The sequence below is a fragment of the Azospira inquinata genome (genome assembly GCF_018905915.1).
GTDB classification, from domain to species: Bacteria; Pseudomonadota; Gammaproteobacteria; order Burkholderiales; family Rhodocyclaceae; genus Azospira; species Azospira inquinata.
The window spans coordinates 813,899-838,338 of the sequence record NZ_CP064782.1 but is presented as its reverse complement, the minus strand read 5'-3'; the positions used below and the strand labels follow the sequence as shown (position 1 = coordinate 838,338).

18 protein-coding genes and 1 tRNA gene are annotated in these 24,440 nt (G+C 63.5%); 10 read left to right on the top strand and 9 right to left on the bottom strand.

Translation table 11 applies throughout. The annotated features are described in order from the left end of the window. The first annotated feature begins 204 nt into the window (after positions 1-204). Positions 205-1,203 (top strand): aromatic ring-hydroxylating oxygenase subunit alpha, encoded by a 999-nt coding sequence (locus Azoinq_RS03695; RefSeq protein ID WP_216125832.1) that lies wholly within the window; start codon positions 205-207, stop codon positions 1,201-1,203. A 270-nt stretch (positions 1,204-1,473) separates the two neighbouring features. Next, positions 1,474-2,799, top strand: coding sequence for a hemolysin family protein (locus Azoinq_RS03690; protein WP_216125835.1), 1,326 nt, complete (start codon positions 1,474-1,476; stop codon positions 2,797-2,799). A gap of 354 nt (positions 2,800-3,153) precedes the next feature. Here Azoinq_RS03690 and Azoinq_RS03685 read toward each other — a convergent pair whose 3' ends face one another. Further along, entirely contained in the window at positions 3,154-4,233 is a 1,080-nt protein-coding gene (locus Azoinq_RS03685; protein ID WP_216125838.1) for a BMP family ABC transporter substrate-binding protein, read from the bottom strand. A 256-nt stretch (positions 4,234-4,489) separates the two neighbouring features. Between Azoinq_RS03685 and Azoinq_RS03680 the strand changes: the two genes are divergently transcribed. Then, the gene (locus tag Azoinq_RS03680; protein WP_216125841.1) at positions 4,490-4,762 is read left to right on the top strand and encodes an oxidative damage protection protein; all 273 of its coding nucleotides are present in this window, start codon (positions 4,490-4,492) and stop codon (positions 4,760-4,762) included. Between the two features lie 84 nt (positions 4,763-4,846). On the opposite strand, the gene phoU is transcribed toward Azoinq_RS03680, so the two are convergent. The 6 genes from phoU to aceE all read right to left on the bottom strand — a co-directional run bounded on the left by phoU (position 4,847) and on the right by aceE (position 14,421). Further along, positions 4,847-5,560 carry a phosphate signaling complex protein PhoU gene (phoU, locus tag Azoinq_RS03675; RefSeq protein WP_216125844.1) on the bottom strand — a complete coding sequence of 238 codons (714 nt, stop codon included), beginning with the start codon at positions 5,558-5,560 and terminating at the stop codon, positions 4,847-4,849. Positions 5,561-5,632: 72 nt separating this feature from the next. Further along, the gene (rpiA, locus tag Azoinq_RS03670; protein ID WP_216125847.1) at positions 5,633-6,310 is read right to left on the bottom strand and encodes a ribose-5-phosphate isomerase RpiA; all 678 of its coding nucleotides are present in this window, start codon (positions 6,308-6,310) and stop codon (positions 5,633-5,635) included. Between the two features lie 84 nt (positions 6,311-6,394). Beyond that, positions 6,395-8,074 carry a hypothetical protein gene (locus Azoinq_RS03665; protein WP_216125850.1) on the bottom strand — a complete coding sequence of 560 codons (1,680 nt, stop codon included), beginning with the start codon at positions 8,072-8,074 and terminating at the stop codon, positions 6,395-6,397. Between the two features lie 255 nt (positions 8,075-8,329). Beyond that, positions 8,330-10,105 carry a dihydrolipoyl dehydrogenase gene (gene lpdA, locus Azoinq_RS03660; protein ID WP_216125861.1) on the bottom strand — a complete coding sequence of 592 codons (1,776 nt, stop codon included), beginning with the start codon at positions 10,103-10,105 and terminating at the stop codon, positions 8,330-8,332. A gap of 12 nt (positions 10,106-10,117) precedes the next feature. Beyond that, positions 10,118-11,722 carry a dihydrolipoyllysine-residue acetyltransferase gene (gene aceF / locus Azoinq_RS03655; protein WP_216125864.1) on the bottom strand — a complete coding sequence of 535 codons (1,605 nt, stop codon included), beginning with the start codon at positions 11,720-11,722 and terminating at the stop codon, positions 10,118-10,120. 20 nt (positions 11,723-11,742) lie between these two features. Then, positions 11,743-14,421 carry a pyruvate dehydrogenase (acetyl-transferring), homodimeric type gene (aceE, locus tag Azoinq_RS03650; protein ID WP_216125867.1) on the bottom strand — a complete coding sequence of 893 codons (2,679 nt, stop codon included), beginning with the start codon at positions 14,419-14,421 and terminating at the stop codon, positions 11,743-11,745. Positions 14,422-14,864: 443 nt separating this feature from the next. Here aceE and Azoinq_RS03645 point away from each other — a divergent pair, with 443 nt between their 5' ends. After that, entirely contained in the window at positions 14,865-17,168 is a 2,304-nt protein-coding gene (locus Azoinq_RS03645) for a PAS domain-containing sensor histidine kinase (RefSeq protein ID WP_232368546.1), read from the top strand. Further along, positions 17,165-17,809: a response regulator transcription factor gene (locus Azoinq_RS03640; RefSeq protein ID WP_216125872.1), complete on the top strand. Its 645-nt coding sequence runs from the start codon at positions 17,165-17,167 to the stop codon at positions 17,807-17,809. The genes Azoinq_RS03645 and Azoinq_RS03640 overlap by 4 nt, the downstream gene beginning before the upstream one ends. Before the next feature lie 129 nt (positions 17,810-17,938). Here Azoinq_RS03640 and Azoinq_RS03635 read toward each other — a convergent pair whose 3' ends face one another. Beyond that, the gene (locus Azoinq_RS03635) at positions 17,939-19,726 is read right to left on the bottom strand and encodes a methyl-accepting chemotaxis protein (protein WP_216125879.1); all 1,788 of its coding nucleotides are present in this window, start codon (positions 19,724-19,726) and stop codon (positions 17,939-17,941) included. A gap of 246 nt (positions 19,727-19,972) precedes the next feature. Here Azoinq_RS03635 and folD point away from each other — a divergent pair, with 246 nt between their 5' ends. From folD to Azoinq_RS03610, 5 genes are all read left to right on the top strand, one after another. Beyond that, the gene (gene folD / locus Azoinq_RS03630) at positions 19,973-20,836 is read left to right on the top strand and encodes a bifunctional methylenetetrahydrofolate dehydrogenase/methenyltetrahydrofolate cyclohydrolase FolD (protein WP_216125882.1); all 864 of its coding nucleotides are present in this window, start codon (positions 19,973-19,975) and stop codon (positions 20,834-20,836) included. A 36-nt stretch (positions 20,837-20,872) separates the two neighbouring features. Further along, on the top strand, positions 20,873-21,373 hold the full coding sequence (purE, locus tag Azoinq_RS03625; RefSeq protein ID WP_216125885.1) for a 5-(carboxyamino)imidazole ribonucleotide mutase: 501 nt from the start codon (positions 20,873-20,875) through the stop codon (positions 21,371-21,373). Between the two features lie 86 nt (positions 21,374-21,459). Then, positions 21,460-22,605, top strand: coding sequence for a 5-(carboxyamino)imidazole ribonucleotide synthase (locus Azoinq_RS03620; protein WP_216125889.1), 1,146 nt, complete (start codon positions 21,460-21,462; stop codon positions 22,603-22,605). Positions 22,606-22,608: 3 nt separating this feature from the next. After that, positions 22,609-23,604, top strand: coding sequence for an L-threonylcarbamoyladenylate synthase (locus Azoinq_RS03615; RefSeq protein WP_216125904.1), 996 nt, complete (start codon positions 22,609-22,611; stop codon positions 23,602-23,604). Positions 23,605-23,801: 197 nt separating this feature from the next. Next, positions 23,802-23,877: transfer RNA gene (locus Azoinq_RS03610), tRNA-Ala, on the top strand. 151 nt (positions 23,878-24,028) lie between these two features. On the opposite strand, the gene Azoinq_RS03605 is transcribed toward Azoinq_RS03610, so the two are convergent. Next, entirely contained in the window at positions 24,029-24,262 is a 234-nt protein-coding gene (locus Azoinq_RS03605) for a hypothetical protein (protein ID WP_216125908.1), read from the bottom strand. Positions 24,263-24,440: the final 178 nt, after the last annotated feature.

Sequence of the window (24,440 nt, the reverse complement as noted above, 5' to 3'; positions counted from 1 at the left end):
CCCCGCCTCCCAGCCCGCCTTTGGCGGGCTTTTTATTATCTGACTTTGGTTATAGGGCCTATCACCCCTCCTCCATTTCCCTGGTGCTAGCATGGTTTTTGTCGACGCCTGCTAGGGGCCGCGGCATTCAACCCTGTTTAAACATCTTAGATGTGGCGGCTCGCCCTCTACGGGGGGTGGAGCGGGGCCCAAGCGAGGAAGCAAATGATTTCCGATCGAGTGGTTCTGGATGACTGGCATGTGGTGGCGGCCAGTCGGGATTTGGCGGCGGGCAATCTGCTGTCGGTGAAACTGATGCAGGAGGAAGTGCTCCTGTGGCGCGGTAGCGACGGCCAGGTCCATGCCTGGGAAGACCGCTGTCCCCACCGGGGTTGCCGGTTTTCCATCGGCAAGGTGAAAAACGACAAGGTGGTGTGTCCCTACCACGGCTGGGAATTCGCCGGCAGCGGCGCCTGCACCCTGCGTCCCGCCCATCCCCATCAGGAAGTGCCGAAAGCCATCCAGGCTAAGCCCTACCATGTGGAAGAACACTACGGTCTGATCTGGGTGTGCCTGGGCACTCCGGCCCAGCCCGTGCTGGATTACCCGGAATTCCAGAACCCCAAGCTGCGCCAAGTGCTCTGCGGGCCCTACGACGTGGCGGCAGCGCCCCCTCGGGTAATTGAAAACTTCCTGGATCAGGCCCACTTTTCCTATGTCCATGCGGGCATTCTGGGCCTGGAAGAAAAGGCGGAAGTGAAGCCTTACAAGGTGGCACGGGATGTGGACGGCTGCGGCGTGGTGGCCACCGATCTCCACTTCTGGCAGCCCCAGACCAATGCCCTGATCCATGGGGGCAGTGACGTGGAATATGCCTACCGTTGCCCCCGTCCCTTCACCGCCATCCTCACCAAGAAACCGGCGGCCCAGGAAGGCTACAGCGAATCCATTCTGCTCACCTTGCAGCCCCTGGACGAGGAACATGTGAAGGCCTGGATCATCCTTTCCATGACCAACTTCGAGCAAAGCGAAGAGGATCTGCGCTCCTTCCAGGACACCATCTTCCTGCAGGATCTGCCCATTGTGGAAAACCAGGTGCCGGTGAAGCTGCCCCTGGACCCCCGGGCGGAAATGCCCCAACCGGCGGACCTTCTTTCTGCCCAGTACCGGCGCTGGTTGCTGGACCTGGGCCTGGAATACGGGGTGATTCGCCCGGCCGCCTGAGCCTGCGGTCATCTCCCGGGGCATTCCCCTGCCGGGCCCTCGGAGGGCTCCGGCGCCCAGGGCCCGGACAAGCTTGGCTTGTCCGGGCCTTTTTCTTGGGGCGCGCGCCGATCTTCGGGGACAGGCCTTGTGGCGTGGCCTGAGGGAGGGGGGCTTAAGGCGGTCTTTCCCTTCATGGAGGAAGGACCGGATATGGCGCCGTTCTGCTGTTAAAATGCAGCTTCCTCAACTCCCGAAGCCCTGGCCGTCAGGTATTGGAGGGCTTCTTCTATGGACATAGTTTTACTGCTGTTGTTGATCTTGATTAACGGCCTTTTCGCCATGTCGGAAATTGCCGTGGTCTCCTCCCGCAAGGCCCGCTTGCAGAACATGGCCGATGAAGGCCGGAGCGGCGCCCAGACGGCCCTCTCCCTGCATCAGGAGCCCACCAGCTTTTTGTCCACCGTCCAGGTGGGCATTACCTCCGTGGGCATTTTGAGCGGCGCTATCGGCGAATCGGCCCTGGCCGATCCCCTGCAAACCTGGCTGGCCGAACTGCCCCTGCTGGCGCCCTACGCCCGGGGCGTGGCCCTGACCGTCACGGTGCTGGCCCTGACCTATTTTTCCGTGGTGGTGGGGGAATTGGTGCCCAAGCAACTGGGGCTGCTGGCGCCGGAACATATCGCCTCCCTCATGGCCCGTCCCCTGGTGACCCTGTCCCGCCTGACCCGTCCGGTGGTGGGGGTGCTCTCCGTTTCCTCCGCTGCCCTGCTGCGGCTCCTGGGGGCCCGCCGCTCGGAAGAACCGCCGGTGACGGACGATGAAATCAAGGTGATGATGGAGCAGGGGGCGGAAGCCGGGGTGTTCCACGAAGGGGAACAGGCCCTGGTGTCCAACGTGCTGCGCCTGGACGAACAACAGATCGCCGCCATCATGACTCCCCGCCGGGAAATGGCGGTGATTGATCTGGATGACGGGGAAACGGCGGTGCGGGAACAGATCGCCGCCAGCGAATTCTCCCGTTTGGTGGTGTGCCGGGATGGCCTGGACCACATTCTCGGGGTGTTACAGACCGGCGAACTCGTGCGCAAGCTGGTGCCCGGTCAGGCCGTGACCCTGAAAGACATCGAAGCGGTCCTCCATCCGCCCCTCTACGTCCCTGTGTCCGTGACCACGGCCCAGCTGCTGGAAAGCTTCCGCCGGGCCCGGCTCCAATTTGCCCTGATCGTGGACGAATACGGGGAAGTGGAAGGTCTGGTGACCATGACCGACGTGCTCTCCGCCATTGTGGGGGACATCGCCACCACGGAAGCCGCCGGGGATCAGGACATGGTCCAGCGGGACGACGGTAGCTGGCTGGTGGATGGGGACGTGGGCTTGGAACACCTGAAGTCCGTGCTGGACATCGACGGGGACTTGCCCGGGGAAAGCAGCCACAATTTCCATACCCTGGGGGGGCTGCTCATGCACGTCCTGGGCCGTATTCCGGCCACGGCGGACCGTATTGAAGTGGAAGGCTGGCGTTTCGAGGTGATGGATATGGACCGGAACCGGGTGGACAAGGTGCTGGCCACCCAGTTGCCCCATGCCCAGGAAGGGGAGCCGGAAGAGGCCTGAATCCTTCCTACCGGATGACCTGGGGGCGCTCCGTGAGAGGCGCCCCTTTTTTGTACCTGGGCAGCGGGCGGTAGCCTGCGGTTTCGATTGGCTAGTGCCCGGATGGGTGGCGTAAAGGCTGCCGCTGCCCCTTATGCTTCCTGGCTCTGGCTCCGGGGCAGGGGCAGGGGATACCGCTCGTCCTTTGCTCCGAGGCGCTGTCATTCGTTTCTTAATGCCATTCCCCTGCCGTTTTCCCTGCGTGGGGCTGTGGCTCCAGCTCCCATAAAAAAAATCCCGCCCGGCCGGGGGAGGCGGGGCGGGGAGTCCAAAGGGGAAAGCGGGGGACGCTTTCCCGGGTCGGAGACGCGGGGCTTACTTGGGCAGGGCGCCTTCCACCCCTTCCACGTAGTAATTCACCTTCACCAGATCGGCGTCGCCCAGGGCTTTGCCGGCGGGCACGATGACCGCCCCGGCCTGGTTCTTCAGGGGGCCGGCGAAGACGTTGAGCTTGCCGCTCTTCAGCTCGGCCCGGCGTTCCGCCAGGAGCTTCTTGGCGTCGGCAGGCACCATGGGGCCATAGTTTTCCAGGTCCACCGCATTGCGCTCGATGCCCCAGAAAATGTTGCCGCTCTTCCACTTGTTTTCAATAACTTCGGTGACCACGGCGTCGTAGATCACGCCCCAGTGCAGCACGGCGGCGGCCAGGTGGGCCTTGGGCCCGAATTTGGCCATGTCCGAATCCCAGCCGAAGGCATAGACGCCCTTATCCTGGGCGGCCTGAACCACGGCAGGGGAATCGGTGTTTTGCAGGAGCACGTCGGCCCCTTGGGAGATCAGGCTGAGGGCGGCTTCCCGTTCCTTGCCCGGGTCAAACCAGCTGTTCACCCAGACCACCCGGGTGGTGATCTTGGGATTGACGCTGCGGGCCCCCAGGGTGAAGGCGTTGATGTTGCGCAGCACTTCCGGAATGGGGATGGAGCCGACAAAGCCCAGCTTGCCGTTCTTGCTCATTTTCCCGGCCAAGACCCCGGCCAGATAGGCGCTCTGGTAATGGCGGATGTTATAGACCCCCAGATTCTTGCCGGTCTTGTAGCCCGTGGAGTGCTCGAAAATCACCCCCGGATATTCCTTGGCTACCTTGACCATCTGGTTCATGTAGCCGAAGGAGGTGCCGAAAATAACCTTATTGCCATCCATGGCCAGTTGGCGGAAGACCCGCTCCGAATCGGCGGTTTCCGGTACGTTTTCCACGAAGGTGGTCTTGATCTTGTTGCCGAACTTGGCTTCCAGGGCCTTGCGGCCTTGATCGTGGGCAAAGGTCCAGCCGTGGTCGCCCGTGGGGCCCAGATAGACGAAGCCGATTTTGACCGGATCGGCGGCGAAGCTGGGCGCGGCGACGCCCAGGGCCAGGGCCAGACAGGCGCTGGCGCGCTTGAGGCGGGAAAGCAGCATGGGGGTTTCTCCTGGAGGTTGGGGTAATTGTTGGGAATAAAAGATTCTCTATGCGCAACCAGTGTAGCAACGGCCCCGGGCCCTTCCCATGGGCCAGCCCTTATGATGGCTATAGTCATATCACCATAGGCGTAGGTGGGAATGGCCCGCAAAGGCTTGTCCCTGCTGCCATCAGGGGTAAAAAGCGGGACAAAAAGCCCTGCCGAGGCGGGGGCCTGCCGCTATAATTGGGGCGACCAACCAACTGGAGAAACCCATGGCAAGAATGGTGAACTGCGTCAAGCTGGGCCGGGAAGCGGAAGGCCTGGATTTTCAGCCTTATCCCGGCGAACTGGGCAAGCGGGTTTTTGAAAACGTGTCCAAGGAAGCTTGGCAGCAGTGGATTCGTACCCAGACCATGATCATCAATGAAAACCGCCTGAATCTGGCCGATCCCCGCCACCGTCAGTATCTGGCCGAACAAATGGAAAAGCACTTCTTCGGCGAAGGGGCGGAACAGGTCCAGGGTTATGTGCCTCCCGCCAACTAAGGGACATTGGGCTTCGCCCGGAGCCAATGCCGGGCACCATAAAAAAAGGCCGCAATTGCGGCCTTTTTGCTGGGCGGGGAAAGCTCAATCCCCGTTGGCGATTTCCCGGTCGATTTCGTCCAGGGTGGAGTGGCGCACGTTCAGGCCCTTCACCATGTAGATGACGTATTCGGCGATGTTTTTGGCGTGGTCACCGACCCGCTCGATGGCCTTGGCAATGGACATGATGTCCAGGGAGCGGGAGATGGTGCGGGGATCTTCCATCATGTAAGTGATGAGCTGGCGCACCACGGAGTCGTATTCCGTATTCACGTGTTCGTCCTGGTGCACCACCTCGGCAGCGGCTACCACATTAAGGCGGGCGAAGGCGTCCAGGGCGGTGTGCAGCATGGACAGGGACAGCTCCGCCATGTGGCGCAATTCCACTTCCGGGGTGAAGCCGGTGTGCTGGTTGTTCAGGGCCAGGCCCAGGCGAGCGATTTTGTGGGCCTTGTCCCCGATTTTTTCCAGGTCGGCGATGGACTTGATCACCGTGGTGACCATGCGCAGGTCGATGGCCGTGGGCTGGCGCTTGGCAATCATCTGATTGCAGGCCTCGTCCAGCTCCACCTCCTGCTGGTTCACCCGGGCGTCTTCCTTGACTACCAGTTCCAGGAGACCCGTGTCCCCTTCATAGAGGCCTTCCATGGCCTTTTTGACCTGCTGTTCGACCAGCCCGCCCATTTGCAGCACTCGGGTGCGCAGGGTTTCCAGTTCAATGTCGAATTGCTTGTAGGTGTGTTCGCTCATAGCGTCCATGATCGTTGCCGTTCGGGGGATGGGAACCGGCAAACTTAGCAGAGGTTTGTGACAGGAAAGTTGCAGCCCCAATTAAACCCGGGCTTCCAGTTGCTGCACCCCGTCCGCCGTGCCCAGGAGCAGTAGATTGGCACCCCGGCAGGCGAAGAGGCCGTTGGTCACCACGCCGACGATCTGGTTGATGCGGCTTTCCAGGGCGACCGGGTCGGTGATGGTGAGGCCGTGAACATCCAGGATCACATTGCCGTTGTCGGTGACAAAGCCTTCCCGCAGCCGGGGCGTACCCCCCAGCTGGGCCAGTTCCCGGGCCACCTGGGCCCGGGCCATGGGAATGACTTCCACGGGCAGGGGAAATTTGCCCAGGGTGGTCACCAGCTTGGAGCCGTCCGCAATGCAGACGAAGGTTTGGGCCACGGCAGCGACGATTTTTTCCCGGGTCAGGGCGCCGCCGCCGCCCTTGACCATGTGCAGGCCCGGGGTGACTTCATCGGCCCCGTCCACATAGACCGGCAGGTCGGTGACGTCATTCAGGTCCAGAACCGGGATGCCGTGACCGGCCAGACGCTTGGCCGTGGCTTCCGAACTGGCTACGGCGCCCTTGAAGCGGGATGCCCCCTTGGCCAGTTCGTCGATGAAATAATTGGCCGTGGAACCGGTGCCGACGCCGATGATGGCGCCATCGGCCACGGTCCGGTTCACGTAATCGGCGGCCGCTTTGGCCACCGCCTGTTTCAATTCATCCTGGGTCATGGGGAGGGAAAAATGGGTGGAAGAGGCCAGTCATTTTACCGGAGCCGGCCCGGGCCGTCCGGGAAAAGCGCCCCAACCGGGGCTTCAGGCGCCCCGGAACAGCACCAGTTCGTAGTCGCCGCCCTGGGCCTGGAGCCCGGCCAGACGCACCGGGTAGCGCTTTCCCCCCACTACCAGATCAATGCGCCGATCCGGCCGGAAGGTGTCCGGTGGCACCAGCAGCATCCGGTGCTCCGGGCTGAGGAGAATGGCGTCCTGCAAGCCACTCTTGCCCCCATCCCCAGCCTGCTGGCTCCAGGGACTGTCGTCCTCCTGATCCATGAGCTGAATCTGGGCGCAGAGGGGCTGGCCAGGGAAGAGGCTGAGGCCTGCGTTGGGTACCCCGTGGCTGCGGCCCAGGCGGCGGATGACGGCAACCCGCCATTCCAGTTCGTCCTGCCAGCGGTAGCCCACCAGGGCACCAATGGCCTGCCAGGGCTTGCGGAACAGAAAGCGCACCCCCATGCCCCCCGGGCTCACGTCCGCGCTGTCCCATTCCTCCACCACGCTGCGGATGCCCGTACTCTCCAGCAGGGCCAGGACTTCCGCCGGATTCTGGGGGGGCGGCGGCACTTCCGAGGGACGGGCGCCCCCCTCCCGTTGCAGGTCCAGAACCCGGATGTGGCCCTCATAGTCCAGGCGGCGGCCTGATTTGGCGAATTCCGTGGCGGCCAGGGCCCGGCGGATGGTTTGCAGGCCGGACACCACCAGCAGGGGGCGCTTTACCTTTTGCCGCTCCTTTTCCCGGCGGGGCGGGGTCAGGGACCAATGCTGGATCAGCAGTTGCAGCACATCCAGAATGTCCAGCAGGTCTGCGTGGCTGCTTTCCAGCCATTCCGGAATTTCTTTGCTGAGCTGGATGGTGGCCCGCAGGCGAATCAGCTGGGCGTGGGCCGCACCGGCGCCGAAATGGCGCCAGGTGGGGCCGCTGGGCTGATCCGGGGTGCAGCGCTCCGGTCCCTGATCCCCATCCAGACGGATACGGTAGGGGGTGTGGGGGGAGAAGCTGTCCACAAATAGAAAATGTTCGCTGACCCGGTGAATGAGGCGGTCCGTCACTTCCAGGCGCAGGGGGGTGAGATTGGAGACCGGCGCCACTTCCAGAAAGACTCCGGCCAGATATTCCCGCCAGACGGAGGTGAGGGCTGGGCTATCCGGATAGGGGGGCTGGATGTAGTGGATGATGCCGATGTCCCGGGCCAGGTAGAGCAGCTGGTGCACTGCCTCCCACCAGGTGGCGTCCATTTCCCGGTAGGTGAAGCGGGTCAGCTTCTTTTCCTGCACCAGGGCGTACATGGCCCGCACGGCGAAATTGGCCAGGGTGGCCCGGTTGCTTTCCCGTTGCTTGGGGTCTTTGAAGACCAGCAGGAGCCGGTCCAGGGTCAGCCGGTTGGCCAGGGCCGCCTGATGGAAATAGGTTTCCAGGGGCCGCAGGCTTTGCTCGGCGGCGTAGTCCTGCTGCTTTTGCGCCAGATAGGCATCCAGGCACAGCACGGCGGCGGGCTGGGCGAATTCGTCCAGGCGTTCCACCGCCCGGGCTAGGGCCGTGGGAGGCAATTCGGCGGCCAGCCGGTCCGGATTGCCCAGCCACAGGCCCAGCTCCTGCAAGGTCTTGCCCGGATTGAGCACGGGGACCTGGGCCAGATAGGCGGCGATGGCTTTTTCGCTGCCCAGGGGGTGGCTCACGTCTTCGGAGCGAATACGGGACAGTATCCAGTTCAACATGGGGCGGTGGCTGCCTTGGGGGGTCGTCGATGGGGGCGGCGAACTCCGGAAATATTAGGGGACTATGACTTTTGTCTGGCCGATTATCTTAGCCCCGGGTAGCTAGCTATGTCAGTGACCCATTCCACAAATTTTTGACATTTATACCCTTTTACCTTGGCTTTACCAAAATGGGCAGCAATTCCGCAGACAGGATGGGGACGAGGCCAAAAAAAAACGCCGCCCGCAGGCGGCGTGGGTATACCCGAAACGGGCCTATTTTTTCCGGGCCGGGGGCAGATCGGTGCAACTGCCATGGGCCGCTTCTGCCGCCAGTCCCACGGATTCGCAGAGGGTGGGATGGGGATGGATGGTCTTGCCCATATCCACCGCATCGCAGCCCATTTCCACGGCCAGGCACACTTCCCCGATCAGGTCGCCGGCCCCCATGCCCACAATGCCGCCCCCCAGTAGGCGCTGGCTGGCCTGGTCGAAGAGCAGCTTGGTGAAGCCGTCCTCCGCCCCGTTGGCAATGGCCCGGCCGCTGGCGGCCCAGGGGAACAGGGCTTTTTCGTAGGCCACCCCGTCCGCCTTGAGCTGTTCCTCTGTCTTGCCTGCCCAGGCGATTTCCGGATGGGTGTAGGCCACGCTGGGAATTTGCAGCACATCGAAGGCAGCCCGGGCCAGCTCCGCCTTGCCCTGCACTTCCCCAGCCGCCACCTCCGCCGCCACATGGGCTTCGTGGACCGCCTTGTGGGCCAGCATGGGCTGACCCACGATGTCCCCGATGGCAAAAATGTGGGGCACGTTGGTGCGCAGCTGGGCATCCACGTTGATGAAGCCCCGTTCGGTGACGGCTACTCCGGCGGCTTCGGCGGCGATTTTCTTGCCGTTGGGGGTGCGCCCCACGGCCACCAGTACCAGGTCGAAGGCTTCCTTCTCCCCCGTGGAATAGGTGACTTCCACCCCTTCCGGTTTGGCTTCGGCGGCGGTGACCCCGGTGCCCAGGAGAATGCGGTCGAAGCGGGGGGCATTTTTCTTTTCCCACACCTTGACCAGATCCCGGTCGGCCCCGGGCATGAGCTTGGGCCCCAGTTCCACCACGGTAATGCGGGCCCCCAGGGCGCTATACACCGTGGCCATTTCCAGACCGATAATGCCGCCGCCGATGACCAGCATTTTCTTCGGCAGGGTACGCAGTTCCAGGGCGCCGGTGGAATCCACCACCCGGGGATCGTCCTTGGGCATGAAGGGCAGGGCCACGGGCTGGGAGCCGGCCGCGATGATGGCCTTCTGGAAGCGCACCACCTGACGGGTACCGTCGGCGGCGGTGACTTCCAGATGATGGGGGTCGAGGAAGCGGCCTAGGCCTTGGAGATGCTGCACTTTGCGGCCCTTGGCCATGCCCGCCAGACCGCCGGTGAGCTTGCCCACCACCCGGTTTTTGTGTTCCCGGAGCTTATCCAGATCCACCTGGGGTGCCCCAAAGCTCACCCCGGCGGCGCTTAGATGCTGGGCTTCTTCCAGCACCTGGGCGACGTGGAGCAGGGCCTTGGAGGGAATGCAGCCCACGTTGAGGCAGACGCCCCCCAGGGTGGGGTAACGTTCCACCAGTACGGTGGAGAGTCCCAGGTCGGCCGCCCGGAAGGCGGCGGAATAGCCGCCGGGCCCGGCGCCCAGCACCACCATGTCGCAGCTTACGTCCGCCTGGCCGGCAAAGCTGCCCGCTTCCGGGGCTGGCGCACTGGCCGTTGGCGTGGGGGCGGCGGCGGGGGCCGCCGGGGCGCTTTCCCCTTGGCTGGAGGCGGTCGTGGCAACGGCTTCCACCAGGGCGATCACCGAGCCTTCGGAAACCCGGTCCCCCAATTGCACCTTCACTTCCCGGATGATCCCGGCGGTGGGGGCGGGCACGTCCATGGTGGCCTTATCCGATTCCAGGGTGACCAGGGCGTCATCCACCTGGACCGTGTCCCCGGCTTTGACCAGCAGCTCGATCACCGGCACATCTTTGAAATCCCCGATGTCCGGCACTTTCACTTCGATCAGATCCATATCCGTCTCCCTTTACAGCATGACCCGGCGGAAGTCCGCCAGGAGCTTGGCCAGATAGACGTTGAAGCGGGTCGCCAGGGCCCCGTCGATGACCCGGTGGTCGGCGGTCAGGGAGAGGGGCAGCATGAGCCGGGGCGCGAAGGCCTTGCCGTCCCAGACCGGCTTCATCACATTCTTGTTCACCCCCAGAATGGCCACTTCCGGCGCATTGATAATGGGGGAGAAGTAGGTGCCGCCGATGCCTCCCAGGCTGGAAATGGTGAAGCAGGCCCCCTGCATGTCCGCCGGTTTGAGCTTGCCGTCCCGGGCCTGTTTGGCCAAGGAACCGCTTTCCTGGGCGATTTCCACGATGGACTTCTGATCCGCGTTTTTCACCACGGGCACCACCAGACCGTTGGGGGTGTCGGCGGCAAAACCGATGTGGAAATACTTTTTCAGCACCAGATTTTCCCCATCCAAGGAGGCGTTGAACTCGGGGAATTGCTGCAGGGCCCGGACGCTGGCCTTGATGAGGAAAGCCAGCATGGTGAGCTTAATGCCCGCCTTTTCGTTTTCCTTGTTGAGCTGGACCCGGAAGGCTTCCAGGTCCGTGATGTCCGCGTCCTCATGGTAGGTCACGGCGGGAATCATGGCCCAGTTGCGGGACAGATTCTGACCGGAGATTTTCTTGATGCGGGACAGGGGCTGGGTGTCGATTTCCCCGAATTTGCTGAAATCGATCTTGGGCCAGGGCAACAGATCCAGCCCACCGCCCAGGGAGCCGCCAGGAGCCGCAGCCGGAGCGGCGCCGGACAGGGCGCCCTTGACGAAGGCCGTCACGTCTTCCTTGAGGATGCGACCCTTGGGGCCGGTGGCGGCCACCTTGGTTAAATCCACCCCCAGTTCCCGGGCGAAGGCCCGTACCGAGGGAGAGGCGTGGGTCTTGCCTCCCAGGGGCGGTACGGGGGCCAGGGCCGCCGGGGCGTAGGGCTGGGTGGGGGCCGGGCCGGTAAATTCCGGGGGGGTGATGCGGAAGGGGGCGGCGGGGGCTTCTGCCGGGGCCGGGGCGGATGCCTGGGCGGCGGTTTCTACCACCACCACGGCGACCCCTTGGGACACCTTGTCCCCCAGCTTCACCTTCACTTCCTTGACCACCCCGGCCACGGAGCAGGGCACATCCATGGTGGCCTTGTCCGATTCCAGGGTCACCAGGGCGTCATCCACCTTCACCGGGTCACCGGGTTTGACGAATACCTCGATGACCGGCACGTCCTTGAAGTCCCCGATATCCGGCACGGTCACTTCCACCAGGGCGGGGGCGGTCGTTGCTGCGGGGGCCGGGGCGTTCGGGGTGGGCGCTGCCGCCGGAGCGGCGGGCGCTTCTGCGGTGGCGTCCCCGGAGGCTTCCAGCAGCACAACCAGGCTACCTTCGGAAACCCGGTCCCCCAGTTGTACCTTGATTTCCTTGACCACCCCGGCGGCCGGGGAGGGCACGTCCATGGTGGCTTTGTCCGATTCCAGGGTGACCAGGGCGTCGTCCACTTGGACCGTGTCCCCGGGTTTGACCATTACTTCGATGACCGGCACATCCTTGAAATCCCCGATGTCCGGAACCTTCACTTCAATCACTTGGCTCATGGTTTGTCTCCGTCAGGGCATCAGGCGTGCAGGGGGTTGAGTTTTTCCGGGTCCAGACCGTATTTGGTCAGGGCTTCGGCCACCTTTTCCCGGGCCAGGAGCCCGTCGTCCGCCAGGGACTTGAGGGCGGCCAGGGTGACCCAGTAGCGGTCCACTTCGAAGAAGTGGCGCAGCTTGGCCCGGGTGTCGGAGCGGCCAAAGCCGTCCGTGCCCAGTACGGTGTAGCGGCGGTTGAGGAAGGGACGGATTTGGTCGGCTACCAGGCGCACATAGTCGGTGGCCGCCACGATGGGGCCCCGGGTGTCTTCCAGGCAGGCTTCCACGTGGGAACGGCGGGGCGTTTCCAGGGGGTGGAGCATGTTCCAGCGCTGGGCGGCGTAGCCGTCCCGGGACAGCTCGGTGAAGCTGGGGCAGGACCAGATGTCTGCTTCCACGCCCCAGTCCTGACGCAGCAGGTCGGCGGCGGCGATCACTTCCCGGAGGATGGAACCGGAGCCGAGCAGTTGCACCCGGGGACCGTCGGACGCCACCCCCTTCTTCAGCTGGTACATGCCCTTGAGGATGGCGGCTTCCACTCCTTCCGGCATTTCCGGGTGCTCGTAGTTTTCGTTGAGCACGGTGATGTAGTAATAGACGTCTTCCTGCTCCACATACATGCGGCGCAGGCCGTCCTGGACGATCACCGCCACTTCATAGGCGAAGGTGGGGTCGTAGGAAATGCAGTTGGGAATGGCGGCGGAGAGCAGGTGGGAATGGCCGTCCTCGTGTTGCAGCCCTTCCCCGTTCAGGGTGGTGCGCCCGGAGGTGCCCCCGATGAGGAAGCCCCGAGTGCGTTGGTCGGCGGCCGCCCAACACAGATCCATGGTGCGTTGCAGGCCGAACATGGAATAGAAGATGTAGAAGGGCACCATCTGCACCCCGTGGGTGCTGTAGCTGGTCCCGGCGGCGATCCAGTCCGCCATGGCCCCCGCTTCGTTGATGCCTTCCTGGAGGATCTGCCCGGTGCGGGATTCCTTGTAGAACATCAGCTGGTCGTGGTCTTCCGGCACGTACTTCTGGCCTTCCTGATTCCAGATGCCGAACTGGCGGAACATGCCTTCCATGCCGAAGGTGCGGGATTCATCCGGCACGATGGGGACAATGTGTTTGGCCAGGGCCTTGTCCTTGAGCAGGTGGCTGAGGATGCGTACCAGGGCCATGGTGGTGGAAAATTCCCGACCCTGGCCGGAAGCCTTGAGCAGGCTGTCAAAGGCGGACAGGGGAGGCATGGGCAGGGCTTCGGCAGTACGCCGCCGAGCCGGAATATAGCCCCCCAGGGCGTCCCGCCGGGCCTTCATGTAGGCCACTTCCGGGGAATCGTCCGGGAATTTCAGGTAGGGCACCTGTTCGATCTGGTCGTCCGGAATGGTCAGGCCGAAACGGTCCCGCATGCGCTTCAAGGCGTCCGTGCCCATTTTCTTCGCCTGGTGGGCGATGTTCATGGCTTCCCCGGCCACCCCCATGCCGTAACCCTTGATGGTCTTGGCCAGGATGACCGTGGGCTGGCCCTGGGTTTCCGTGGCAGCCTTGAAGGCGGTGTAAATCTTGAACATGTCGTGGCCGCCCCGGTTCAGGGCCCAGATGTCGTCATCGGTCCAGTCCGCCACCAGTTCCTTCAGTTCCGGGGTGTTGAAGAAATGCTCCCGCACATAGGCCCCGTTTTTGGCCTTGAAGGTTTGGTATTCCCCGTCCACGCATTCCATCATGCGTTTTTTCAGGATGCCCTTTTTATCCCGGGCGAAGAGGGCGTCCCAGTGGGTGCCCCAGATGAGCTTGATGACATTCCAGCCAGCGCCCCGGAAGTCCCCTTCCAGTTCCTGGATGATTTTGCCGTTGCCCCGCACCGGGCCGTCCAGCCGTTGCAGGTTGCAGTTCACCACAAAAATCAGGTTATCCAGCTTTTCCCGGGCCGCCATACCGATGGCCCCCAGGGATTCCACTTCGTCGATTTCCCCATCCCCCAGGAAGGCCCAGACCTTGCGACCGGCGGTTTTGGCCACGTCCCGGCTATCCAGGTATTTCATGAAGCGGGCGGAATAGATGGCCTGCAAAGGCCCCAGGCCCATGGAGACGGTGGGGAATTGCCAGAAATCCGGCATCAGCCAGGGGTGGGGGTAGGAGGAAATGCCCTTGCCGTCCACTTCCTGGCGGTAACTGTCCATTTGCTCTTCGGTGAGGCGACCGAGCATGAAGGCCCGGGCATAAACCCCGGGCACGGAGTGGCCCTGGAAGTAAATCAGATCCCCGCCCCGCTCCGCCGTGGGGGCGCGCCAGAACCAGTTGAAGCCCACGTCGTAGAGCACGGCGCTGGAGGCGAAGGAGGCGATGTGGCCTCCCACGTTGGTGTGCTTGTTGGCCCGGACCACCATGGCCGCGGCATTCCAGCGGATCACGGAGCGGATTTTTTCCTCCATGTCCGGGTCCCCCGGGTATTTGGGCTGCTGATTGGCCGGGATGGTGTTGATGTATTCGGTGGTGGCGCTATAGGGGAGGTCGATGCCGTCCTCCCGCGCTTCCGTAATCAGGCGGGAGAGGAGGAAATGGGCCCGGTCCGGGCCCTCCTTATCGATGACCCCGGCCAGGGCGTCAATCCATTCCCGGGTTTCACCGGGGTCCAGATCGGGGTTGGGAGAAAGGGGGGAAGGGGAGGGAGCTGCCATGATTTTGTCTCCTGAATGTCGGTCTTGTTAGGCCTGGATGGACGCTCTTGCATCGCTCCAGGGTATGGAGCAATGCCTAGCTTAGATCGAAATGGGGACTTCGCCTAGCGTCGTTCCGCATTATAAAAACGAGGTTCGTAATGTGCAATATTGCGGCGCAACAAGCGCCAGTCCTGGCTTTCCCCATTTGGGGCGGAGTGGGAAAAGCGGGGGAAATGGGGCCTAAATTCCCCGGTGAGAGGGGATGCTCCGGAGGAAAAGCCCGGCGGATGGGGACCCGGGTGGGATTTCTCCGCCAAGCGGCGGTGCGGGGCAAAAAGCTGGGTTGCCCGCCGCTTCTATGCCCATTCTCCGGAAGTTTTCCCCGGGAAAGGGGGCTGCTGGCTTTACAATAGGGCCCTGCTGCCGATTGCCCTGGCCCTGTCATGCGGTTTGATTTTTTCATGCGTACTTCCCCGGTTTTCTTTTTTCCCCGTAAACGGGCGTCCCTATTGGCTTTAGCCGGGGGGCTGCTGCTTGCAGGCGGTGCTCCCGCCTGGGGCGAAGGGGCCGGCCTGCGCCCCGTGGGGGGCGGCAACGGCCTGGCCATGCCCGCCCCCGACGAGGTGGGCTGGGGGCGGGAGACCGGCCAGCCAGCTCCGGTCCGTCATGGCACCTCCTCCAGGGGCAGCGCCGGGGATCGGGCCGGGGCGGGAAATCTTCAGACCTCGCCTGCCAGTGATGCGGCGTCCATGCCTTCCCCCGGGGCGGACCCGGTGCCGGCGGCTTCCGCGACAACGCCCGACATCCCGGCCCCTGAGGCAACCCCCGTTTCCGGTACCGATTGGCGTTATGGCCTGATTCCCGGGCTTCTGCTCGGTGCCGGTGCGGCCGGGGCTTTCCTCTGGGAGCGCCGCTCCCGGCGCAAGGTGGAACGGGATCGGGATCGGCTTTTTTCCCTCTCCCTGGGCCTGCTCTGCGTGGCTACCCTGGGGGGGCGCATTCGCCGGGCCAATCCGGCTTTCCAGCGGGTGCTGGGCTATCGGCTGGAAGAATTGGTAGGGCGTTCCCTGGTGGAACTGGCGGTGGCCCCGGACGATTCCAAGGTGGAAGATGGCCTGGCCCGCCTGGCCCAGGGCAAGCCCTGGGAATTCGAAGGGCGCTTCCGTTGTGCCAGTGGCGGAGAAAAATGGCTGTTGTGGAATCTCAATCCGGCTCCCCAGGACGGCCTGCTTTACGCGGTGGCCCACGACATCACGGACCGCAAGCGAGCTGAGGCGGCGGTGCTGGAGGAATACGGCTTTCGCAAGGCCATTGAGGAATCCGTTTCCACGGGGCTGCGGGCCATTGACCTGGAAGGCCGGATCATCGACGTCAATCCGGCCTTTTGTCGCATGTTGGGCTGGTCCGAGACCGAACTCCTGGGCTTGAAGCCCCCTTTCCCCTACTGGCCCCCCGAGGAACGTCCCACTCTGGAAGCCAATTTCGCCCAGACCCTGGCGGGCAAAATTCCCCCCCGGGGCTTTGAGCAGCGGGTGATGCGCAAAAACGGGGAGCGTATTGACGTGCGCTTCTACATCTCCCCCCTGATCGACGGGGATGGCCGCCAGACCGGCTGGATGGGCTCCATGACCGACATCACGGAGCCCAAGCGGGTGCGGGCCGAGCTGGAGCGTTCCCAGGAACGTTTTGTCACCGTGCTGGATGGCCTGGATTCGGCGGTCTATGTGGCGGACGTGGATAGCAACGAAATTCTCTTCGCCAACCGGGCCTTCAAATATCTGTTCGGCGCCGACGCGGTGGGCCGGGACTGCTGGGAAGTGACCGGCTCCTGCCGCCCGCCCCGGGGCGCCTTCGACTGCGATCCCCGGCTCCTGTCCCCGGAAGTGCTGCCCCGTCCCCTCTTCGACGGGGAGGTGCGCAACGAGGAAACGGGGGCCTGGTACCACCTCCATGACCGGGCTATCCGCTGGGTAGATGGTCGGGTGGTGCGGGTCCAGATTGCCACGGACATTTCCGAGCGCAAGCGCCTGGACGAGGTGAATCTGCAACAGCAAAAGCGCCTGGAACAGACCTCCCGCCTCATTACCATGGGGGAAATGGCTTCTAGCCTGGCCCACGAGTTGAATCAACCCCTGGCCGCCATTGCCGCCTATTGCGCCGGTTGCGTTAAACGCCTGCAAAGCGGTCGGGGCAAGCCGGAGGAACTCCTGTCCGCCATGGCCAAGGCCAGCGCCCAGGCCGAGCGGGCGGGCAAAATCATTCACCGGATGCGGGATTTCGTGAAAAAAAGCGAGCCCCACCGGGCCGCCGTGGCCCTGGCGGATATCGTGGAAGAAACCCTGGGCTTTGCCAATATTGAAGCCCATCGCCTGGAAGTGATGATTTGCCTGGACCTGCCCCCCGAGCTGCCGCCCCTTTGGGCGGACCGGATCATGATCGAGCAGGTGCTCCTCAATCTGGTCAAAAACGGCATCGAAGCCATGGGGGAAGTGCCCCGGGAGCGGCGTCAATTGACGGTTTCGGCGCGGCTGGCGGACAATTGGACGGTGGAGGTGACGGTGGCGGACCATGGCCACGGTCTGGGCGACAAGAGCGCCGACCAGCTGTTTGCCCCGTTTTTCACCACCAAGACCGAAGGGATGGGTATGGGGCTTTCCATTTGCCGCTCCATGATCGAGTTCCACCAGGGGCGCCTGTGGGCCGAGCCCAACCCGGACGGCGGCGCCCTTTTCAAATTTACCTTGCCTCTGGAGCGTGAGCTATGACCCATCTTCCCGCCGACACCGACGGCGTCGAACAGTGGGTGTTCGTGGTGGATGACGATGAAGCCATGCGGGATTCCCTGGTCTGGCTCATCGAATCCGATGGTTACCGGGTACAGAGCTTCGCCACGGCGGAGGAATTCCTGGATTTCTACCACGATGGTCTGGCCGGTTGCCTGGTGCTGGATGTGCGTATGCCGGGCATCAGCGGGCTGGAGCTCTACGAGCGGTTGGCGGCCCGCCAATCCACCCTGCCCGTGATTTTCGTTACCGGCCACGGGGATGTGCCCATGGCCGTGGCGGCCCTCAAGCGGGGGGCGGTGGATTTCATCGAAAAGCCGTTTAACGACAGCGATATGCTGCGCCTCATCCAGCATTGCCTGCTGCAAGAGCGGGATCGGCGCGCCCAGCGGGATCGGCAGCGCTCCGTGGCTACCCGCCTGGAAAGCCTGTCCCCCCGGGAGCGGGAGGTGATGGACCGGGTGGTGGAAGGTAAGCTCAACAAGCAGATTGCGGACGACCTGAACATCAGCATGAAAACCGTGGAAGCCCACCGGGCCCGGGTGATGGAAAAAATGGGGGTGCGTTCCCTGGCGGAACTGGTTCAGTGCGTGTTGGGGGTGGGCAGCCGCCCCTCGGCCTGATATCGGGCGGGCTCCCTGGCCTTGGGGAGGAAAACTGAGGCTCGACCGGGCAATAAAAAAGCGGGCTACATGCCCGCTTTTTTATTGGGTGGCGCCGGTGGAACGGCGGGGCGCCGGCCCAGTGCTGTCTCAGTGGGTCAGCAAGGCTTCCGTGGGTACCCCCACCCGGATATTGCCCCAGTGCCGGCCCCCCACCAGGATGGGCATGGCCAGATCACAGAGCACTTCCCCCGTATCCCGCTGGTAGGTTTGCAGGAGCATGGCTTCCTTGTTCTGGGCTGCCCGCATTTCCGGCGGCCGCTCGAATTTGCGGCAGGTCCGGTTGCCCACCAGATCCTTTTCGTAATCCCCGGTGAGAGGCTGGGAAAATTTCTGATTGTGGGTGGATAGGTAGCTGTCCGTATTCACGGCTACCGCAAAGGCGGCACCGGGAATGTCCCGCAGACAGCTGTCCAGGGTTTCCTGGGCCAGACGGGAGAAGTCTTCGCCCCACACCACCCGAAATTTGGGGGGATTGGTGTCCGGGATGGGCCGGTAATTGCGGTCGAATACGTCTTTGCCGCTGTGGGCGATCTGCTCCAGGGCGTCCTGAACCTGGTCCCGGAACTGGCGGGCCCGGTTCACCGCGAAGTCGAACGCTCCCTGGCCGATCTTGAAGCGGGACACTAGCTCCTGAATGGCTTCCGTGGCCGAGGTCAGGCTGGCGGTGCGCTGTTCCGAATCCTCCATATGGCGAGCCACCTTGCCGGAAAGATCATGGACCACGGTCACGTCGTCATGGACCTGGCCGTTGGTGGCGCTTAATTCCTCCATGGCGGAGGCGATCTGGAGCAGGGCTTCGCTGGTCTTGCCGAAGTCTTCCACCATGTGTTCAAACTGGTGGGCGGCCCGGTCCACCACCTCCCGGGTCTGGCCGATGTCCGTGCTGATTTCGTCGTTTTCCGCCCGAGTGTTGCTCACCAGGTCGATCATGCCGGTGATATTGCCGGTAATTTCTTCCGTGGCCTTGTTCACCCGTTCCGCCAGTTTGCGCACCTCGTCCGCCACCACGGCAAAGCCCCGTCCTGCTTCCCCGGCCCGGGCTGCCTCAATGGCCGCATTCAAGGCCAGCAGATTGGTTTGGTCCGCAATGGCCCGGATCAGGGCCGCAATGGTGTTCACGCTGGCGGAGCGTTGGGACAGGTCATCCACCGTGTGGTTGAAGCGCAGCACCTTTTCATTCACCGAATTGATTTTGCCCGCCACCTCCTGCATTTCCTGGAGGGACTGGCGGGCCATGGCCAGATTGGCGGCGGTGGAATCGGAAATGGCGTGGGTGCTGGAGCCCACTTCTTCGATGGCCCGGGTGGATTCGCTGCTGGAAGTGAATACCTGATCCGTCAGATCCCCCTGTTCCCGGGCGCTGGTGGCGCTGGCCTCCACCCGCACTTTGACGTGCACCGCTTCCCGGGCGATGACCACGGACATCTTGCGCACTTCGCTGACGATCTGGCGCATTTTTTCCGCGAAACGGTTGTAGCTTTCCGCTAATTCCCGCAGCTCGTCGTGGGTAATGAGGGGCAGATTGCGGGAGAAGTCCCCTTCGCCCCGGGCGATTTCATTGAAGATGTGGGTGATGCCCTTGACCGGGCGGACAATGAGAAAGCGCAGGTAGAACACCAGGCCGATGGTGGCGGCAAAGCTCACCAGTGTGAGGCCCACCATGACATAAAAGCTTTTATCCAGGAGCGACTGGATCTGCCCCTGGGCGGCCGCCCCTTGGCGGGCCAGCTGCTCAATGTCGCCGATGTAATAAAAATAGGTGGCCAGGAAGGCCAGATTGAGCAGAAACAGGAGAAAAAAGCTGGAGAGCTTTTTCGACAGGGAATTAAAAAAAGTTTCTTCTACGGTCTCGTACAGCCGCCAAAAAGCATTCATCTCCGTCTCCAGCAGGTCCCGCCGCTGACATGGGGCGTGCGGCGGTTGTTATTTGTCACTATAGCTTGCGATAAAACGGCCAGAAAAGGAATGCTTAATTTCACATATTTTCATTTTTTACTTTGCCGGGGCGGCCCGGACGGGGCGGCTGTGTCCGGCCGTCCCATGGTGTAAAATACTGTTTTCTTTGCGGGAAAGGCAGCGGCCTTTCCCCTTTTACGTTCTAGCGTCTCGAAAAGGGAATTCATGACGGCTCAAATCCTCGACGGCAAGGCCCTGGCGGAAGAACTGCGCACCAGTTTCCGCGCCCGGGTGGATGCCCTCACGGCCCAGGGGCACCGTCCCGGCCTGGTGGTGATTCTGGTGGGGGAAGACCCCGCGTCCCAGGTCTATGTGCGCAATAAGGTCAATGCCTGCGAAAAGGTGGGGCTCTACTCGGAAAAGCTCACCTATCCCAAGGATGTGGCGCCCCAGGTGGTGCTGGACAAGATTGCCGAACTCAACGCCGACCCGAAAATCCACGGCATTCTGGTGCAACTGCCCCTGCCGTCCCAGTTCGATGCGGATAAGGTGCTGGAAGCCATTGCCCCGGAAAAGGATGTGGACGGTTTCCATGCGGAAAACGTGGGGGCTCTGATGCAGGGCAATCCCCGCTTCATTCCCTGCACCCCCTACGGGGTTATGAAAATGCTGGAAAAGGGCGGCGTGGATTTGGGCGGCAAGGAAGCCGTGGTGGTGGGGCGCTCCAATATTGTGGGTAAGCCCATGGCCATGCTGCTCCTGGCCCAGGGCGCCACGGTGACGGTCTGCCATTCCCGTACCGCTGACCTGAAATTCCATACCTCCCGGGCCGATGTGCTGGTGGCCGCCGTGGGTCGCCCGAAAATGATTACCGGGGACATGATCAAGCCCGGCGCCGTGGTTATCGACGTGGGCATCAACCGCCTGCCGCCGGAACAGGGGGGCAAGCTGTGCGGTGACGTGGATTTCGACTCCTGCAAGGAAGTGGCGTCCCTCATTACCCCGGTGCCCGGTGGCGTCGGCCCCATGACCATCACCATGCTCCTGGCCAATACCATTGAGGCCGCCGAGCGCAAGGCCGGGCTTTAAGCCCTCCGGCTTTTTGACCCAGAAAGGATTGCTTCCATGAGTCAGACTTCCCAGCCCCTGGTCGGCATTGTCATGGGTTCCGACAGCGACTGGCCGGTGATGCAGGCCGCTGCCGTGCAGTTGAAGGATTTCGGTGTGCCCTTTGAAACCCGGGTGGTTTCCGCCCACCGTACCCCGGACCTGCTCTTCCAGTATGGGGAAAGCGCCGCCGGACGGGGCCTCCAGGCCATTATCGCCGGGGCCGGGGGCGCCGCTCACCTGCCGGGCATGTTGGCCGCCAAGACCACCGTGCCCGTGATGGGGGTGCCCGTGACTTCCAAGGCCCTTTCCGGTCTGGATTCCCTCTACTCCATCGTCCAGATGCCCAAGGGCATTCCGGTGGCCACCTTCGCCATCGGCGAGGCGGGGGCCGCCAATGCGGCCCTCTTCGTGGTGGCCCAGCTGGCGACCCGGGACCTGGAACTGGCGGCCAAGCTGGCCAAGTTCCGGGAAGCCCAGAGCGCCAAAGTGCTGGCCATGAAGTTGCCGGAAGTGTGATATTTCTCATGCGCCGGCAGTATGCCGGTGCCGGGGGCGGGGCCCGTGAGGCCCCGTCCCTTCCCTGGAGCCAGTAAAGCAAGATCATGATTCTTCCTCCCGCAACCCTCGGTATGCTCGGCGGCGGCCAACTGGGCCGCTTTTTCGTCACCGCAGCCCATGAAATGGGCTATCAGGTCTGGGTGCTGGACCCGGACCCGGAAAGCCCGGCGGGGCGCATTGCGGACCGCCATCTCCAGGCCGGTTACAGCGACCGGGGTGCCCTGGACGAGCTGGCGGGCGCCTGTGCCGCCATTACCACCGAGTTTGAAAATGTGCCGGCGGAAACCCTGGAATACCTGGCCCGCAGCAAGCCGGTTCATCCTTCCGCCGCCGCCGTGGCCATTTGCCAGAACCGCATTGCGGAAAAGACCTTCCTGCGGGACAACGGTCTGCCCCACGGCCCCTTTGCCGTGATCCGCAGCGTGGCCGACCTGGAGCGGGCCGATGGGGCCCTGTTCCCCGCCATTCTCAAGGTGGCCCGCTTCGGTTACGACGGCAAGGGCCAGGCGGTGGTGGAAAACCGGGACGAAGCTCTGGCCGCTTTCCGGGGCTTTAAGGAAGAGGCCTGCGTGCTGGAGCAGAAGCTGCCCCTGGACTACGAAGTGTCCGTGGTTCTAGCCCGGGACGCCCAAGGCCGGGTGCAGTGCTTCCCCACGGGGGAGAATCAGCACCGTAACGGCATTCTGGATGTTTCCATCGTCCCTGCCCGGGCCTCCACCTGCACCCTGGATAACGCCCACGCTATTGCGGAGCGCATCGGGGAGCGGCTGGGGTACATCGGCACCCTGGGGGTGGAATTTTTCGTCACCCGGGGCAAGCTGGTGGTCAATGAAATGGCGCCCCGGCCCCACAACAGCGGCCATTACACCCTGGATGCCTGTGTCACCGGCCAGTTCGAGCAGCAGGTGCGGGCCCTCTGCGGGCTGCCCCTGGGGGAAGCCCGGGCCCACTCGGCGGCGGTGATGGTAAATATTCTCGGGGACCTGTGGTTCGGGGCGGACGGCACCTATCGGGAGCCGGATTGGCAGCGCCTCTTGGCCGTGCCCAATCTCAAGCTCCACCTTTACGCCAAGCGTCAGGCTCGGCCGGGGCGCAAGATGGGCCACTTTACGGTGATCGGCAGCGACCCCGCCCAGGTTCAGGCCGCCGCCCTGGCGGCCCGCAGTGCCCTGGGTATCGGGGAGCCCTAAACCATGAACACGGTCAGCCAGGCGGATATTGACCGGGCGGTGGCCCTGCTCCAGGCGGGCGCCCTGATCGGCATTCCCACGGAGACCGTCTACGGATTGGCGGCGGATGCGGCTAATCCGGAGGCGGTGGCCAATATCTTCGCCGCCAAAGGCCGCCCGGCCAACCATCCCCTGATCGTCCATCTGGCCGATGCTTCCTACCTAGAAGACTGGGCCATGGACATTCCCGGGGAAGCCTGGGAGCTGGCGGAAGCCTTCTGGCCCGGCCCCCTGACCCTGATTCTGAAAAAGACGCCCCGAGTGCCCGATGCAGTGACCGGCGGCCAGGACACGGTGGGTATCCGCATTCCCGCCCATCCGGTGACCCAGGCCCTGCTTCGGGCCTTTGCCGCCGCCGGGGGGAGCGGCGGGGTAGCCGCCCCTTCCGCGAACCGCTTTGGCCGCATCAGCCCCACGGAAGCCGCCCACGTTGTCAGCGAACTGGGGGATCGGGTGGCCATGGTGCTGGATGGGGGCCCCTGTCGGGTGGGGATTGAATCCACCATCATCGACCTTTCCCGGGGCGAGCCCCATCTGCTGCGCCCGGGCCACATCACCCCGGAACAGATTGCCGCCGTGATCGGCGTCCTGCCCCAGCGTCCCGACGCCGCCTCTCCCCGGGCCTCCGGCACCCTGCCGGGGCACTATGCGCCCCGCACCGCTCTGCGCATCCTGGCCCCGGAGCGGCTGCTGGATTACCTCAACGTGGTGCGCCATCGCGGCGGCCGCTGCGCCGTACTGGCCCACAGCCATCCGCCCCAGGCCGGGATGCCCCATTTCTGGCGCATGCTGCCCATCACCCCGGAAGGTTACGCCCGGGATTTGTACGGCGCCCTGCGGGCGGCGGATGAATCCGGCGCGGAGGAAATCGTGGTGGAAGCCATCCCCACCGGCCCGGACTGGACCGCCGTGGCCGACCGCCTGCGCCGCGCCGCCTTCGGGGCCGGGCAAGGTCGCTAGGCCCTGTCTGGCGAGGTTGTAGGGGGCAGGGCTGTTGGCTTAGGCTGGAGAATCCTTCCGGATAGCTTTCCGGTGCTTTCTTCCCTTCCCGCGTATTGCCCGGGCCCCGGATTCTCTCCAGGCCTCCCGAACCCCCCAAGAGCCGGGTGGTTTTTTGACAAGAGCGGCGGAGTTGCTATAATCCGCCTCCTCGGTGTGGGGCGGTAGCTCAGTTGGGAGAGCGTCGCGTTCGCAATGCGAAGGTCGTGAGTTCGATCCTCATCCGCTCCACCAAAAGATTTGGAAAAGCCAATGAATGCAGATTCATTGGCTTTTTTCGTTTACCGGGATAAAAGGCTGGCGCCCGGGAATGGGGCTAGGTTTCGTGGCCCAGGGATGGGGGGCAAGGCCGAAAATCACACCGTTCCCCGTGCCTATCCCTCCCTCAAACTATCTTGGTAAGGGGTGGAATCGGAAGGGGGACGGTGTCTTCCGCCGATTCCCGCAGGACGGTTTGGGTCTGCTGATAGGCGGCGAAAAATTCGGCCAGGCTGACCTCGTTTTCGATGACCTGGGGCAGGCGGCGTTCTACGCCGCTGCGCCGGTCTTTCCAGCCCGCAGGGGGGCCGCTTTCTGTTTGGCGCCGGTCCTGGACCTGGCGATGGCGGGTGGCTTTCATGGCCTCACCTCTTGGTAATTTGTCTATGACGAATGGCCTAGTGATGAGTATGGAAGGGACGGGGGGAATTTTCGCGGCAATATTCCACGTTTTTTCCGGGGGAGCAGCGGTATGCCCACTTCGGTAAATAGACGGCCGGGTGGGGGCCAGGTCCTGGAGCGGACCTGGCCCTTTGGGC

Bases quoted from the DNA above. Each gene is read 5' to 3' on its own strand.
- Azoinq_RS03695 (WP_216125832.1), top strand. From the start codon at position 205: ATGATTTCCGATCGAGTGGTTCTGGATGACTGGCATGTGGTGGCGGCC.
- Azoinq_RS03690 (WP_216125835.1), top strand. From the start codon at position 1,474: ATGGACATAGTTTTACTGCTGTTGTTGATCTTGATTAACGGCCTTTTC.
- Azoinq_RS03685 (WP_216125838.1), bottom strand. From the start codon at position 4,233: ATGCTGCTTTCCCGCCTCAAGCGCGCCAGCGCCTGTCTGGCCCTGGCC.
- Azoinq_RS03680 (WP_216125841.1), top strand. From the start codon at position 4,490: ATGGCAAGAATGGTGAACTGCGTCAAGCTGGGCCGGGAAGCGGAAGGC.
- phoU (WP_216125844.1), bottom strand. From the start codon at position 5,560: ATGGACGCTATGAGCGAACACACCTACAAGCAATTCGACATTGAACTG.
- rpiA (WP_216125847.1), bottom strand. From the start codon at position 6,310: ATGACCCAGGATGAATTGAAACAGGCGGTGGCCAAAGCGGCCGCCGAT.
- Azoinq_RS03665 (WP_216125850.1), bottom strand. From the start codon at position 8,074: ATGTTGAACTGGATACTGTCCCGTATTCGCTCCGAAGACGTGAGCCAC.
- lpdA (WP_216125861.1), bottom strand. From the start codon at position 10,105: ATGGATCTGATCGAAGTGAAAGTGCCGGACATCGGGGATTTCAAAGAT.
- aceF (WP_216125864.1), bottom strand. From the start codon at position 11,722: ATGAGCCAAGTGATTGAAGTGAAGGTTCCGGACATCGGGGATTTCAAG.
- aceE (WP_216125867.1), bottom strand. From the start codon at position 14,421: ATGGCAGCTCCCTCCCCTTCCCCCCTTTCTCCCAACCCCGATCTGGAC.
- Azoinq_RS03645 (WP_232368546.1), top strand. From the start codon at position 14,865: ATGCGTACTTCCCCGGTTTTCTTTTTTCCCCGTAAACGGGCGTCCCTA.
- Azoinq_RS03640 (WP_216125872.1), top strand. From the start codon at position 17,165: ATGACCCATCTTCCCGCCGACACCGACGGCGTCGAACAGTGGGTGTTC.
- Azoinq_RS03635 (WP_216125879.1), bottom strand. From the start codon at position 19,726: ATGAATGCTTTTTGGCGGCTGTACGAGACCGTAGAAGAAACTTTTTTT.
- folD (WP_216125882.1), top strand. From the start codon at position 19,973: ATGACGGCTCAAATCCTCGACGGCAAGGCCCTGGCGGAAGAACTGCGC.
- purE (WP_216125885.1), top strand. From the start codon at position 20,873: ATGAGTCAGACTTCCCAGCCCCTGGTCGGCATTGTCATGGGTTCCGAC.
- Azoinq_RS03620 (WP_216125889.1), top strand. From the start codon at position 21,460: ATGATTCTTCCTCCCGCAACCCTCGGTATGCTCGGCGGCGGCCAACTG.
- Azoinq_RS03615 (WP_216125904.1), top strand. From the start codon at position 22,609: ATGAACACGGTCAGCCAGGCGGATATTGACCGGGCGGTGGCCCTGCTC.
- Azoinq_RS03605 (WP_216125908.1), bottom strand. From the start codon at position 24,262: ATGAAAGCCACCCGCCATCGCCAGGTCCAGGACCGGCGCCAAACAGAA.